14 protein-coding genes are annotated in these 13,117 nt (G+C 66.9%); 4 read left to right on the top strand and 10 right to left on the bottom strand.

Features of this window, described 5'->3' with window-relative positions; genetic code table 11:
* Window positions 1-44 precede the first annotated feature (44 nt).
* Together B0T44_RS13570 and B0T44_RS13565 are read left to right on the top strand one after the other, a co-directional pair.
* Entirely contained in the window at window positions 45-338 is a 294-nt protein-coding gene (locus tag B0T44_RS13570; protein WP_077120141.1) for a DUF485 domain-containing protein, read from the top strand.
* On the top strand, window positions 335-1,882 hold the full coding sequence (locus tag B0T44_RS13565; protein WP_077120143.1) for a solute symporter family protein: 1,548 nt from the start codon (window positions 335-337) through the stop codon (window positions 1,880-1,882). Before B0T44_RS13570 ends, B0T44_RS13565 begins: the two co-directional genes overlap by 4 nt.
* Window positions 1,883-2,314: 432 nt before the next feature.
* Here the strand turns inward: B0T44_RS13565 and B0T44_RS13560 are convergent, their stop codons facing one another.
* From B0T44_RS13560 to pcaD, 4 genes are read right to left on the bottom strand one after another with little or no spacing between them, the layout of a single operon-like run.
* Window positions 2,315-3,379: a maleylacetate reductase gene (locus B0T44_RS13560; protein ID WP_342749202.1), complete on the bottom strand. Its 1,065-nt coding sequence runs from the start codon at window positions 3,377-3,379 to the stop codon at window positions 2,315-2,317.
* A 10-nt stretch (window positions 3,380-3,389) separates the two neighbouring features.
* A complete protein-coding gene (locus tag B0T44_RS13555) occupies window positions 3,390-4,598 on the bottom strand; it encodes an acetyl-CoA C-acetyltransferase (RefSeq protein ID WP_077120145.1) in 1,209 nt (402 codons plus the stop codon).
* Window positions 4,591-5,397 carry an IclR family transcriptional regulator domain-containing protein gene (locus B0T44_RS13550; RefSeq protein WP_077120147.1) on the bottom strand — a complete coding sequence of 269 codons (807 nt, stop codon included), beginning with the start codon at window positions 5,395-5,397 and terminating at the stop codon, window positions 4,591-4,593. The genes B0T44_RS13555 and B0T44_RS13550 overlap by 8 nt, the downstream gene beginning before the upstream one ends.
* A complete protein-coding gene (pcaD, locus tag B0T44_RS13545) occupies window positions 5,394-6,185 on the bottom strand; it encodes a 3-oxoadipate enol-lactonase (protein ID WP_077120150.1) in 792 nt (263 codons plus the stop codon). The genes B0T44_RS13550 and pcaD overlap by 4 nt, the downstream gene beginning before the upstream one ends.
* 163 nt (window positions 6,186-6,348) lie before the next feature.
* Here pcaD and B0T44_RS13540 point away from each other — a divergent pair, with 163 nt between their 5' ends.
* Together B0T44_RS13540 and B0T44_RS13535 are read left to right on the top strand one after the other, a co-directional pair.
* Window positions 6,349-7,095: a CoA transferase subunit A gene (locus tag B0T44_RS13540; RefSeq protein ID WP_077120250.1), complete on the top strand. Its 747-nt coding sequence runs from the start codon at window positions 6,349-6,351 to the stop codon at window positions 7,093-7,095.
* Window positions 7,092-7,745 carry a CoA transferase subunit B gene (locus tag B0T44_RS13535; RefSeq protein WP_077120152.1) on the top strand — a complete coding sequence of 218 codons (654 nt, stop codon included), beginning with the start codon at window positions 7,092-7,094 and terminating at the stop codon, window positions 7,743-7,745. Before B0T44_RS13540 ends, B0T44_RS13535 begins: the two co-directional genes overlap by 4 nt.
* Window positions 7,746-7,779: 34 nt before the next feature.
* On the opposite strand, the gene B0T44_RS13530 is transcribed toward B0T44_RS13535, so the two are convergent.
* The 6 genes from B0T44_RS13530 to B0T44_RS13505 all read right to left on the bottom strand — a co-directional run bounded on the left by B0T44_RS13530 (window position 7,780) and on the right by B0T44_RS13505 (window position 12,939).
* The gene (locus B0T44_RS13530) at window positions 7,780-8,115 is read right to left on the bottom strand and encodes a DUF4333 domain-containing protein (protein WP_139347952.1); all 336 of its coding nucleotides are present in this window, start codon (window positions 8,113-8,115) and stop codon (window positions 7,780-7,782) included.
* Window positions 8,116-8,289: 174 nt separating this feature from the next.
* Entirely contained in the window at window positions 8,290-8,934 is a 645-nt protein-coding gene (locus tag B0T44_RS13525; protein ID WP_077120155.1) for a helix-turn-helix domain-containing protein, read from the bottom strand.
* Window positions 8,935-8,939: 5 nt separating this feature from the next.
* A complete protein-coding gene (locus B0T44_RS13520) occupies window positions 8,940-9,392 on the bottom strand; it encodes a VOC family protein (protein WP_245839118.1) in 453 nt (150 codons plus the stop codon).
* 21 nt (window positions 9,393-9,413) lie between these two features.
* Window positions 9,414-10,856, bottom strand: coding sequence for an aspartate ammonia-lyase (locus tag B0T44_RS13515; protein WP_077120159.1), 1,443 nt, complete (start codon window positions 10,854-10,856; stop codon window positions 9,414-9,416).
* Entirely contained in the window at window positions 10,853-11,629 is a 777-nt protein-coding gene (locus tag B0T44_RS13510) for a D-glutamate cyclase family protein (protein ID WP_217697541.1), read from the bottom strand. The genes B0T44_RS13515 and B0T44_RS13510 overlap by 4 nt, the downstream gene beginning before the upstream one ends.
* On the bottom strand, window positions 11,629-12,939 hold the full coding sequence (locus tag B0T44_RS13505; protein WP_077120161.1) for an MFS transporter: 1,311 nt from the start codon (window positions 12,937-12,939) through the stop codon (window positions 11,629-11,631). Before B0T44_RS13505 ends, B0T44_RS13510 begins: the two co-directional genes overlap by 1 nt.
* Between the last annotated feature and the right edge of the window lie 178 nt (window positions 12,940-13,117).

Genomic DNA, 13,117 nt, shown 5'->3' with positions numbered 1-13,117 from the left:
CCTAGCGTGTAGTAAATCACACAGCCCGAAAGACGAATGACCCTATGGAACATGTCTCCAATTCCCCTGAGTCCGGGAATTCCGGTCTCGACCGCGCGGCCCGGGAACGCACAACCCTGGTGTTCCGGCTCAGCACGGTGGTTCTGATCCTGTTCGTACCACTGCCCGTGCTGGGCGGTTTCACCTCGGTACTGGACGGGGTGATCGCCGGCGGCGTCACCGTGGCCTGGGTCTACGCCCTCGCCCAATTCGTCGTCGCCATCGTGGTGGCCCGCTACTACATGTCCCGCGCCGCTGCTCTCGAAGCACGCACCGCACAGGAAGACACCCGCGCATGAACATCGTCTCCGCTTCCCTGTTCGCCGCGCTGGTCGTCGTCACCCTCGCGATCACCGCATGGGCCGCCCGGCAGAACAAATCCGCCGCCGACCACTACGTCGCAGGCGGTGCGCTCACCGGGCGGCAGAACGGTGTCGCCATTGCCGGCGACTTCATCTCCGCCGCTTCGTTTCTCGGCGTTACCGGCGCCATCGCGCTGACCGGATTCAACGGCTTCTACCTCGCGGTCTTCGTGCCCGTCGCGTTCGTGCTGGCGCTGCTGCTCATCGCCGAACCGTTGCGCAACCTGGGTCGGTTCACCCTCGCCGACGTCCTGGCCACCCGCTTCCCCGGTAAAGACGTCCGATCGATGATGGCGGTCAGCACCGTCGTGATCAGCGTGGTCTACCTGGTGTCGCAGCTAGTGGGTGCAGCGCTGCTGGTGTCGCTGCTGTTCGATCTGGATTATGCGGTCGCGGTGCTGATCATCGGTGCTCTCACCACCGCCTACACCCTGGTCGGCGGCATGCTTGCGACGAGCTGGATCCAGATCATCAAGACCGGCCTGCTGCTGGTGTGCGCGGTCGCCCTGTTCGTACTGGTGCTGGTGCGCTTCGACTTCAACCCGTTCGGGCCGTTCAGCAGCGCCCTCGCCGAGTTCGGGGAGCAGTTCGTTGCCCCGCTACGCACTGGTGACGCGGCCTCGTTCGACCAGTTGTCGCAGACGGTCGGGCTGGTGCTGGGTGTTCTCGGACTCCCGCACGTGATGGTCCGGTTCCTCACCGTGCCGAACGCCGAGCAGGCGCGCACCTCGGCCTACACCTCGATCTGGATCTTCTTCGGCTTCTACCTCATGATCCCGGTGCTCGGCTACGGCGCCGCCGTACTGGTCGGCCCCGATGTCATCGCCGCGGAGAACAAGGGCGGCAACCTCGCTGTCGCCCAGCTCGCGGAAACTCTCGGCGGTGGGATCCTGCTCGCTTTCGTGGCCGCGGTCGCGTTCGTGACCATCCTGGCTGCCCTGTCCGGGCTGGTCATCGCCACCTCCGGCGCTATCGCCCACGACCTCTACGGCCAGGTGTTGCGCAACGGGAAGGTCTCGGCCACTGCCCAGCACCGCGCCGCCCGGATCGCCACGGTCGCCACCTGCCTGGTCGGCGTCGGTATCGCCTTCGCCGCGCAACGCCAGAACGTGGCCTTCCTCGCCTCGCTCGGCATGTCGATCGCCGCGTGCGCGAACCTGCCCGCACTGCTGCTGACGCTGTACTGGCGCCGGATGACGGCCCGCGCGGTGATCTCCGGCATCGTCACCGGCCTGGCGCTGTCCATCGCGGTGATCCTGCTCAGTCCCGTCGTGCAGGGCCCGGACTCGGTGCTGCCGTTCTCCAACCCGGCCCTGGCGGTGGCACCGATCTCCTTCGCCGTCTCGATCCTCGTCGCCCTCGCCACGGCGCCGAAGGGTGACGAGGCGAAGGCAGCCGGTCGCCTGTTCCATGCACTGCGTATCCGCGCCCTCACCGGGCGTACGACCGAGCCGAGTGTCCCTGCGGTCGTCTCGTCCTGACGGCGTAGGGATCGGAATGCGTTGCCGGCCACATGAGGGGTGGCCGGCAACGTCCGTCTCACGCTGCCGTGGTATTGCGCGGCGAACAGCAATTTCGGCCTTCACGTCTTCATGATCGCTGGAGTAGCTGCGCTAGTAGAACTCGTGTCAGCCGCCGAACTCCGAGCCGATCGAACCCACAGCGCCTTCGCGATCTCGACCGTTCCACCGCATTCATGCCGAGCCGCGGACGTACTCGTCCGGGTAGGCCGTGAGCCACGCGAGCTCGTCGCCGGCCTACACCTGGACCGGGCGCGCCGAACTGCTCGGCCCGGTCGATTCCGACGGGGGCACCGATATCACCATGAAGTGGGGCACCCACACCAGGCGCTCACCGCGGCCCATCAGCGCAAGTTCGGCGAGCTGCCGCGACGATCTTGCGGCGACAACTGCTCAGCTCTGCGGAGGTGTGCCCTCCCAGGCCGCGCGGAGCAGTCCGCGGATGTCGTCGACGGTCGCGGGCCGAGGATTGCCGTAGGACGCGGCCGTCACCTCGGTGGCGACCCGATCGATATCGTCCTCGTTCATACCCAGCGACTGCAATGACCGCGGTGCCTGCACGTGTGCGGCGAACTCCCACAACAGCATGGCGGGATCTGCGCCGCCGCCGAGGGCCCGCGCGACGATCGCAACCTGCTCCGGCACGGCGACCAGGTTGAAGGCCAGCACATGCGGCAGGATCACCGCGTGGGTGGGTGCGTGCGGCAGCCCGAGCGTGCCGCCGAGCACGTGACACAGTTTGTGGTGCAGCGACATCGAGGTCGCGCCGAGGCAGGCGCCGCACAGCCACGCTCCGTACAGCGCGTCGGAGCGTCCGTCCGGGTCGCCGGGGTCGTGCACGATGCGCGGGAGCGCACCGCCCAGGGCGCGTATGCCTTCCTCGGCCATGAGCGAGACGATCGGAGTGGTGTCGGGGGCGTAGAGCGCCTCCACCGCGTGCGCCATAGCGTTCATCCCACTGGTTACCGCCACCGGAACCGGCAGGCCTGCCACGAGTTCGGGGTCGTAGACGACACTGCGCGGCAGCACGCGCAGGTCGCGGCCGGTGGTCTTGTGCCCGCCGGTGGTGGTGCCCCACACCGGTGTCATCTCCGAGCCGGCGAAGGTCGTCGGCACCGCGGCGAGCGGTGTCCCGCGAGCGAGGGCGACAGCCTTGGCCAGGCCGATGGCCGAGCCGCCGCCGACGGCAATACAGGAGTCGGCGCCGAGCGAATTGATCCCGGCCACCGCGTGATCCACGACGGCGGTGGGGACGTGCTCCACCGCCTCGGCGATAACACCGGCACATCGCGGTTCAAGCGTGCCTGCGATCGTGCGGCCGAGGTCGGCGCGGCCGGGGGAGCAGATGATCACCGCCCGCTGCCACCCGAGATCGTCGAGCTCATCGGCGAGGCACCGTGATTCGCCCGCCCCGAAGCGGATCCGCATGGGCAGCGACCGGTGGATGAAGGAACGCACGAAGCCGCGGTCAGACGCGTTCGAAGAGCGCCGCCAGCCCCTGGCCGCCGCCGATGCACATGGTCTCCAACCCGTAGCGGGCGTCGCGGCGCACCATCTCGCGGGCCAGGGTGGTGAGGATGCGGGCGCCGGTGGCGCCGACCGGGTGGCCCAGGGAGATGCCGGACCCGTGCGGGTTGAGGCGTGGATCGTCCGGTTCGAGCTTCCACTCGGCCAGCACCGCCAGCACCTGGGCGGCGAAGGCCTCGTTGAGTTCGATGAGGTCGATATCGTCCAGCGTCAGCCCGGCCCGGCCGAGCACGGCCGCGGTGGCGGGGACGGGACCGATGCCCATTGTCTTCGGCGCCACTGCGGCCACGCGCCATCCGGCGAGCCGCACCAGGGGCCGCAGGCCCAGGTCGGCGGCCTTCTCAGGGGTGGTGACGATGCAGAGCGCGGCGCCGTCGTTCTGGCCGCTGGCATTGCCTGCGGTGACGGTGGCGTCCGCATCGATCCGGCTCCGGATCGGGCGCAGTTTCGCCAGCGATTCGAGGCTGGTGTCGGTGCGGGGGTGTTCATCGGTGTCGACGAGCAGCGGGTCACCTTTACGCTGCGGCACCGCCACCGCCACGATCTCCTCGGCGAAGACCCCGCTGTGCTGGGCGGCGACGGCGCGCCGGTGCGACTGCACTGCGTAGGCGTCTTGGTCTGTGCGACTGATGGCATAGTCGGCGCGCAGGTTCTCCGCCGTCTCGATCATCCCACCGGGAACCGGAAAATTGTTGCCGCCCGCGGTGACCCGGGCACGGGCGAGCCGATCGTTCAGCCCGACGGATTCGCCGGAGATGCCCCAGCGCATGCCGGTGGCGTAGAACTCGGTGCCGCTCATCGACTCGGCGCCGCCGGCGAGGATCAACTCGCTCGCGCCGGTGGCGACCTGCATGCAGGCATTGACAACGGCCTGCAGCCCAGAGCCGCAGCGTCGGTCGATCTGCTGGCCGGGCACCTCGATACCGAGCCCGGCGTCGAGGGCGGCGACGCGGCCGAGGGCGGGAGCGTCACCGTTGGGTGAGCCCTGCCCGAGGATGACATCGTCGATATCGGAGCCGGAAATACCGGTGCGGGCGACGATTTCGGTGATGACGGTAGCAGCGAGGGACTGCACCGGCACGTCCTTCAGCACACCGCCGAAACGGCCGACGGGGGTGCGCAGCGGTTCGCAGATAACGGCGTCAGGCATGGGTCTGTCCTCGGGTGGTGCCGACCCGGGCGAGGTCGGCGTCGATGGCCGCCGCGGCCTTGCGCAGCGGGGGGATCAGCTTCTCGGTCAGGTCGTCGAGCGAGTAGCGGGCAGCGGGGGTGGAGATGTTGAGCGCGGCGATCACACGACCGGCGGGGTCGTGGATAGGGGCGGCCAGCGAGCGTAGCCCGACCTCGAGTTCCTGGTCGACGAGGCAGTATCCCTGCGCCCGGGCAGCGGCCAGGTGCTCGCGCAGGCCGTCGGCGGTGACGACGGTGCGACCGGTGAGGTCGGTGAACGACGCCCGGCGTAGGTAGGCGTCGAGCTCGTCGTCGGCCAAGCCCGCCAGCAGCACCCGGCCCATGGAGGTGGCGTAGGCGGGGAAGCGGGTGCCGATGCTGATGGCGACAGTCATGATGCGACTGACCGCGACACGGGCGACATAGACCACGTCGTCACCGTCCAGGATCGACACCGACGTCGATTCGTGCACCGTCGCGCTGAGCGCCTCGAGGTGCGGCCCGGCGATCTCCGGCAGGGTGAGGCTGGAGAGGTAGGCGTAGCCGAGTTCCAGCACGCGTGGGGTGAGGGCGAAGGTGGCGCCGTCGCTGCGTACGTAGCCGAGTTCGGCCAGGGTGAGCAGGAACCGGCGGGCGGTGGCGCGGGTGAGCCCGGTTGCGCGGGCGACGTCGGAGAGCGTGCGCTGCGGGTGCTCGGCGTCGAAGGCGCGGATGACCGCCAGGCCGCGGCCCAGCGATTGGACGAAGTCCGGGTTCGGTTCGGCGGTTTCGGTGCTCATGAGGGGTTCCCGTCGGTCGGCGCGGTGGTGAGGTGATCGCGGATCAGCGCGGTCACCTCCTCAGCCTGCTCGATACTGGCCACGTGGGCGCCCGGCGTCACCACGTGCAGCCTCGCACGGGCGGCGGCCTCGGCGATGATCCGCAGATCATCGGGCGTGGTCGCCGGGTCTTGCGCGCCGGCGATCACCAGGGCGGGGGCGGTGATCCGCGGCAGGTCCGGGCGGGAATCCCACTCTGCGAGGGCCTCACAGCAGGCGGCGTAGCCTTCGTCGTCGGTGGCCTGCACCATGGCCAGGCAGCGAGCCACGAGGGCCGGATGGGCGGCGGCGAACTGGGGGGTCAGCCAACGTCCGACGACGGCCGAGGCGATGGAGGCGAGCCCGTCGCGGCGTACCGCTTCGGCGCGCGCGGTCCAGGCGGCGGGCTGCCCGAATTTCGCGGCGGTGCACAGCAGCGACACCGTCCGCACCCGTTCCGGGCGATGAACGGCGATCCACTGCGCCACGGCACCGCCCAACGACAATCCGACCAGGTGCACGCGCTCGTGCCCGAGTGAATTCAGGAGGGCCAGCACATCTTCGGCGAGATCGGCGATGCGGTAAGGCCCGTGGGGTGCCGGTGAACCGCCGTGCCCGCGCACATCGACGGTCACCACTGACGCCACCGCCGACAGCGCAGGCACCTGCGGATCCCACATGCTCCGGTTCGAGCCGAGAGAGCCGATCAGCACGACGGCCGCGGACCCGGCGGGGCCGGCGTACACGGTATGGGCGAGTTCGACGGTCATCGGGACTCCGGGCTCGACACGTTTTGCCTCCTGTTCGACATGTGAACGTTCTGCCGTTATCCGAACAGGCTACCTTCTGGCTTGTGTGTCGAGCAAGGATGTCTGTGCGTCATACGAATGATTGTTCACACTACGTACAAATAGCGGTAGGGTGGGGAACATGATGAACAAAGTCGTGGCCTCGGCCGCCGACGCCGTGGCGGACATCCCCGACGGGGCGTCCATCGCGGTCGGCGGCTTCGGCCTGGTTGGTGTCCCCGAGATCCTGATCACCGCGCTCCTCGAGCAGGGGGCAACCGATCTGGAGACGATCAGCAACAACTGCGGAACCGACGGGTTCGGGCTCGGCCTGCTCCTCGAGCAGCGGCGGATCCGTCGCACCATCAGCTCCTACGTCGGCTCGAACAAGGAGTTCGCTCGCCAGTACCTCGCGGGCGAACTCGAGGTCGAACTGACGCCGCAGGGCACGCTCGCCGAGCGGATGCGCGCTGGGGGCGCGGGTATCCCGGCATTCTTCACGCCCGCGGGGGTCGGCACTCAGGTCGCCGAGGGCGGTCTGCCGTTGCGTTACGACGGCGCAGGCGGGATCGCAGTGGCGAGCCCGCCCAAGGAGCAGCGCGAATTCGACGGTGTCCGCTACGTCATGGAACGCGCCATTGCCGCCGACTATGCGCTGGTGCACGCCTGGAAAGGCGATCGGCACGGCAACCTGGTGTATCGGGCCAGCGCCCGCAATTTCAACCCGCCCGCAGCGGCGTCGGGCCGCATCACCATCGCGCAGGTCGAGCATTTGGTCGAGCCGGGCGAGCTGGCTCCCGACGACATCCACACCTCAGGAATCCACGTGCAGCGCGTCGTGCACGTCGGTCCGGTCACCGTAGGAATCGAGCAGAGGACGGTGCGCGCATGAGCACTCCGGTCGTGCAGAAACTGACCCGCGACCAGATGGCGGCCCGGGTCGCCCGCGAACTGGCCGACGGGCAATACGTCAACCTCGGCATCGGCATGCCGACCCTGGTGCCCAACTACCTCCCCGACGACATCACCGTGGTCCTGCACTCCGAGAACGGGGTCCTGGGCGTCGGCCCTTACCCGACCGAGGAAGAGCTCGACCCCGAAATCATCAATGCGGGCAAGGAAACCATCACCGTGCTGCCCGGAGCGTCCTTCTTCGACTCGGCGCAGTCGTTCGGCATGATCCGCGGCGGCCAGGTCGACGTCGCGGTCCTGGGCGCCATGCAGGTCAGCGCGACCGGCGACCTGGCGAACTGGATGATCCCCGGCTCGATGGTCAAAGGCATGGGCGGCGCCATGGATCTCGTGCACGGCGCCAAACGCGTGATCGTGATGATGGAGCACGTCTCCCGCAAGGGCGAGCCGAAAATCGTCGAGCAGTGCACGCTTCCGCTCACCGGCAAGGGGTGTGTGCACCGGATCGTCACCGACATGGCGGTGCTGGACGTGACCCCGGAGGGTCTGCGGCTGGTCGAGACGGTTGCCGGGATCTCGGTCGAAGACGTCCGGGCCGCCACCGCGGCGCCGGTCCTGGCCGGCTCCTGATGGCGGTGCTCGGTCGGAAATACCGGCCGCCGGTTTACGACATGTCCACCGAGATCTCGCCCTGGTCGCTGATGATCTCTACCTGCACCCGGTCCGAGTGCAGGTAGTCCCAGACCTCGCAATCGAACTGGTTTCCTACGACGACCTGAACGGAACCGGGGCAGGTCACCCGGCCGACAGGCTTTTCCCCGACGCCTTGCAGTCTGTTCGCCACATGCTGCTCCAACGCCGCCTGGTCCAGCACCCGCGGCGCCTCCATCGGGGTGAGATCGGTGACGGCCACTTTTATCGTCACCACTACCGCGCAGGCGGCGACCACGGCCGAAGAGACGGCCATGACGGTACGGGTCACATTCTGTTGATCAACCACCTCGATAGTCCTAGCCCTCGGCCTGCGCCCTGGCAAGACCACTCGGTCGGGCCCTGCGGGTGGTCGAGGCGGTGACGGCGCGGGACAGTTCCTCCTGTCGCACAACAGGTGGCGAGAAAGTTGTTCTGCCGTTGAGGATTCGGCGTCGGCGAAATCAGCGGTTCATTGACCGCGTTACTTGGGTCGCGCGACCCGTGTTCCGCCAGCCAGCGCAACGGTCCTGAGGAACACGGCAGGCTCGGTGCCGTTGTTGCGGTAGCTGTATGGCCGGTCGCTGCGCAATCGTGCTGATTCACCGGCCGTCATCGTGACTTCCACGTCGTCGGCGACAACGCTGAGCCGGCCGGCTGTGATGTGGAAGAGCTCGAACGAACCGGGCGGGTCGGGCAGGCCGCTGTAGGTGTCGCCGGGCGCGAGTGTCCATGACCAGAGGTCAGCGGTGCGCACCCCGGGTGTGGAGACGAGAAGGTACGCCGAACTGCCCGCGGGCGATGTCCAGACGAGCGAATACCGGTCTGTCGGTATACGTTCGATTGCGCTCTCTGCGGGTCCGGTGTCGCCGATGAGCTCGGTGAACTCGGTGCCGAGGCTGCGGGCGATTCGGGTGACGGCCACGAGGCTGGGGTTCGCTTGGCCGTGCTCGATCTGAGTGAGCAGTCGTCGGCTGACGCCGGAAAGGTCGGCCAAGTGCTGAACGGTCATATCGCGGTCGATCCGGATGGTTCGGATCCGTTCGCCCACTCGGAGCAAGAAGTCACGGGCGAGAACGCCTTCTTCGGTGGTGTCCTCGCCCGCGGCCTCGTTGGTATCGCCGGTCACCGGACTCAGACGGCGAACAGTTGGTCGAGATTGCGGAAAGCCTTGAATTCCAGGGCATTTCCGGATGGATCGAGAAAGAACATCGTCCACTGCTCGCCCGGCTCGCCCGCGAACCGCACGTAGGGCTCGATCACGAACTCGGTGTCGACGGCGCGCAGCCGCTCGGCCAGTTCCTGGAACTCGTCGACGGACAGGACCAGCCCGAAGTGTGGGACCGGCACCTGATGCCCATCGACGGGATTGGTACCGCGGATAGCTGTGTCGGAATCGCCGCCGACCTCATGGGTGACGACCTGGTGGCCTCGAACGTTCCAGTCGGTCCATTTCTCCGCGGAGCGGCCCCGGGGGAAGCCGAGGACGTTTCCGTAGAACTCGCGGGCGGCCTCGATGTCGCTGACGGGGATCGCGAGGTGGAAGGGGGGAAGGGTGGGGGCTTTTTCGCCTGTCATTGCCGTCATATTGAGCAGTTTAGTTCTCATTCAGTGCGCAGGCAAGTGCGCATCAGGTGGGTTGGGGTGGGTTCGCACCTGCGTACGACCGGTCAACGCGACCGGCGACAGGAGCAGGTCGATCTCTGCCGGGCTCAAGAGACCGGCGTCCTTCGCCAGCTCCGCCACAGTGCGATCCGAAGACAATGCCCGAGCCGCGAGCTCTGTTGCGGCCTCATATCCGATATGAGGATTCAGGGCAGTGATCAATCCGGTGGATCGCTCAACGTTCGTCCGCATACGTTCGGCGTCGGCGGTGATGCCGGGTACGCACCGCTGCGCCAGGATTGTGGCGGCGTTCGACATGTGGGTGGCGGATTCCAGGAGTTTGTGGGCAATCAATGGTTCGAAGGCGTTGAGTTGAAGCTGACCGGCCTCCGCGGACATGGTGATCGCGATGTCGTTGCCGATCACCTCGTACGCCACTTGCGATACGACTTCGGGAATCACCGGATTGACCTTGCCCGGCATGATCGACGAGCCGGCCTGGACGGCAGGCAGCCGGATTTCGCCGAGTCCCGCTCGCGGACCGGAGGCCAGCAGCCGCAGGTCGTTGCACACCTTCGACAACTTCACGGCCGTTCGTTTGAGAGTTCCGGAGATCTGAACGAATGCGCCGACATCCTGTGTGGCCTCGAGAAGGTCGGTTGCCGTCGTGAGTGGGTATCCGGTGAGGGCACTCAGCGCCGAGCACGCCATCACGGCGTAGTCGGGATGTGAATTGAGCCTGGTGCCGATGGCGGTTCCGCCCAGATTGATTTCGTCGATCAGGCGAGCGGCCTCGTCGAGTCGCTGGATATCTTCGCCGATCATGACGGCATATGTCCCGAATTCCTGGCCGAGAGTCATCGGCACCGCGTCTTGAAGCTGGGTTCTGCCCATCTTGAGGTGGTCGGAGAACTCGACAGCTTTGGCAGCGAACGCCGCGGCGAGGTGGGCCAGGGCGATGTGCAACTCGTCGAGCACCGCTCGAACCGCGATCCGGACAGCCGTCGGGTACACGTCGTTGGTGCTTTGCCCCAGGTTGACATGCTCGATCGGATGGATGAACGCATACTCGCCGCGACGACGACCCATGAGCTCCAATGCTCGGTTGGCGATCACCTCGTTGGCGTTCATGTTCGTCGAGGTTCCCGCACCGCCCTGCACGACGTCGACGACGAAGTGCTCGTGCAACGCACCGTCGGCGATCTCACGACATGCGGTGACAATGGCCTCGGCGATATCGGCTGGCAGTAGCCCCAGCCGCTGGTTCGTCTCCGCGGCGGCTGATTTCGTCAGGGCCAGCGCTCGGATCAAGGCCGGATAGTGTGAGATCGGTGTACCGGTGATCGGGAAATTCTCTCTAGCCCGCAGGGTATGGATTCCCCAGTAGGCATCCTCGGGCACTTCCCGCTCGCCGATGAGGTCGTGTTCGGTCCGGGCCATCGTCATGAGGTGACCACCGCGTCGAGGACGAGCATATGGCCCGGATAGTGCGTGGCCGCGTACTCCAGTCCGGCTGCGGCGAGCGCAAGCTGCGGTGTGACGCCGCAATTCCAGAACACGGGTACCTGATCCGCTTCGATCCCGGGAAACACCCCGTAGTCGGGCGTGGTGAGGTCGGTGATGCCGATTGCCGCCGGATCGCCGATATGCATCGGCGCACCGTGGCCGGTGGGCAGCGCCGCGGTGACGTCGATCGCGATATCGACGACATCCGCGCGGACCGGCCGCATACTGACGGCCACGGGTCCGTCGAACCTCGTCGAGCCGCGTGTGCCGACATTGCTGACGTAGACCGGGGGCGCCGAGGCAGCGACCGGAATGCCCGCTCGCCGCAACGGTCCGTCGAGCGTGTGACTGCAGCCCAGCGCGAAGGCGACCGAGTCGTCGCGCCACCATGGCGTCAGGTCGTACGGTTCATCGACGATCCGGTCGTGTTGCCAGACGCGGTAACGCGGCAGCATGGTGCGTACGTCGACAGTGCAGCCGTAATAGGTGAGGTGGGGATCGCCGACCGCGGACGAGGACAGTAGCGGGCAGACGGAAGTATTTGCTCGGCAGTACTCGGCGAATTCTGCCGCGGCCGAGGAAGGTACGACTACCAAGTTCGCCTGCTGGTGGCCGTCGAGCATGCCTGCGGTGGCACTTGTCCACCTGGCATCGGCGATCAACTGGCGCAACTCCGCGGGAGTTGCCGGCATGGTGGGGGCGGATTCGGTCACTACAGCAACTCCTTTGCCGGGTCACGAACGGTTGCGAGCGCGATGAGTGCGAGCACCACCGCCAGGATGAGCAGGAATCCGGGCGCGAGCAGGCTACCGGTCCGGTCGATCAGATAGGTGGCCAAGTAGGGGGTCAAGCCTCCGCCGATGATGGTGCCGATATTGAAGGCGAGCGAGAGGCCGGTGTAGCGCACGCGGGTCGGGAACTGCTCGGCATAGGTTGGGTAAGTAACCGATTGGACGATCGGCATCGGCAACGCCAACACCACCATGGCGCCGACTGCCACCGCGAAACTTCCCTGATCCATCGCGACCATCGTCGGCAACACGAGGACTGCGTATCCGAGGAAGCCGCCGGTGATCACGCGTCTGCGGCCGACTCGGTCGGAGAGAGCACCGAAGTAAGGCATAAGCACGGCAACGAACAGGCTGATCGCGCCCATGATCCAGAACGTATTCGACTTGGAGTACCCCAGGTACGTGGTGAGGTAGATATTCATGAAGATCAAACCCACCCAGTAGCCCGCATTGGAGCCGATGGCGAGGAAGATGACCTTGAGCACCGCGCCGCCGTGTTCGGTGACGACCTCGCGCAGTGGGGCTTTGGCGGGCTTGTCGGTCTCGGTGGCGACAACGAACTCGTGCGAGTCCTCGAGTTTTCTCCGCGCGATCAAGGTCACTGCGATGAGCGGCAGCGCGAGAAGGAACGGAATCCGCCAGCCGAATTCCCGGAGCTGTTCCTCACTGAGCAGTGTCGTGGTGAGCCCGGCCACCAATGCTGCGGCCCCACCGCCGAGTGCCACGCCGACCGGTGTGAAGGCACCGAAGAAGCCACGACGCCCCGCGGGGGCCGATTCCGAGAGATATGTCGCCGAACCGGTGACCTCGCCGCCCGCGAAGAATCCCTGGGCCAGTCGCACAAGGAGCAACGCCAGCGGCGCGAGCACACCGATGGTTTCCGCGGTCGGCAGGAGCCCGACGGACGCCGTCGCGGTTCCCATGCCGACGATGGTCGCGATCAGGACGGGTTTACGTCCGATTCGATCGCCCAGTCTGCCGAGAACGAGTCCGCCCAGTGGTCGCATGAGAAATGCGCTGCCGAATACCGCCAGCGTCGACAACAGCGAGGCCGTCGGGTCGTCGCTGGGAAAGAACAGTGGCCCGATGATGACGGCCAGGTATCCGTATACGCCGAACTCGTAGTATTCGACAGCGGTCCCGGCAGCGGCTGCGACTGCGGCCCGCCTGGGTCGCAAGCGGTTCGGCTCCTCCTTGCCCGGAGGCGAGGAGGCGGTGGCTACAGTGGACATGGTAGCTCCAGAAACAGTGGTTGAGGTCGAGATGCAACACCGTGGTCGACTGTCCGGTCAGGCTGTGATCGCCACGTTGCTGAATCGCTGGGAACGGGTTGCCTGCCATCGGCAGGACGGCAATCCTGCCGATGGCATCTGCGCCGCGATGGATCCGCGGTGCCTTCGCTCGCCCTGG

The sequence above is a fragment of the Nocardia donostiensis genome (assembly GCF_002081715.1).
GTDB lineage: Bacteria > Actinomycetota > Actinomycetes > Mycobacteriales > Mycobacteriaceae > Nocardia > Nocardia donostiensis.
The sequence above is the reverse complement of the archived record's forward strand: the minus strand, read 5'-3'. Positions and strand labels throughout refer to the sequence as shown.

Coding starts and splice junctions, on each gene's coding strand:
- B0T44_RS13570 (WP_077120141.1), top strand. CDS start 45: ATGGAACATGTCTCCAATTCCCCTGAGTCCGGGAATTCCGGTCTCGAC.
- B0T44_RS13565 (WP_077120143.1), top strand. CDS start 335: ATGAACATCGTCTCCGCTTCCCTGTTCGCCGCGCTGGTCGTCGTCACC.
- B0T44_RS13555 (WP_077120145.1), bottom strand. CDS start 4,598: ATGCCTGACGCCGTTATCTGCGAACCGCTGCGCACCCCCGTCGGCCGT.
- B0T44_RS13550 (WP_077120147.1), bottom strand. CDS start 5,397: ATGAGCACCGAAACCGCCGAACCGAACCCGGACTTCGTCCAATCGCTG.
- pcaD (WP_077120150.1), bottom strand. CDS start 6,185: ATGACCGTCGAACTCGCCCATACCGTGTACGCCGGCCCCGCCGGGTCC.
- B0T44_RS13540 (WP_077120250.1), top strand. CDS start 6,349: ATGAACAAAGTCGTGGCCTCGGCCGCCGACGCCGTGGCGGACATCCCC.
- B0T44_RS13535 (WP_077120152.1), top strand. CDS start 7,092: ATGAGCACTCCGGTCGTGCAGAAACTGACCCGCGACCAGATGGCGGCC.
- B0T44_RS13520 (WP_245839118.1), bottom strand. CDS start 9,392: ATGACGGCAATGACAGGCGAAAAAGCCCCCACCCTTCCCCCCTTCCAC.
- B0T44_RS13515 (WP_077120159.1), bottom strand. CDS start 10,856: ATGACGATGGCCCGGACCGAACACGACCTCATCGGCGAGCGGGAAGTG.
- B0T44_RS13505 (WP_077120161.1), bottom strand. CDS start 12,939: ATGTCCACTGTAGCCACCGCCTCCTCGCCTCCGGGCAAGGAGGAGCCG.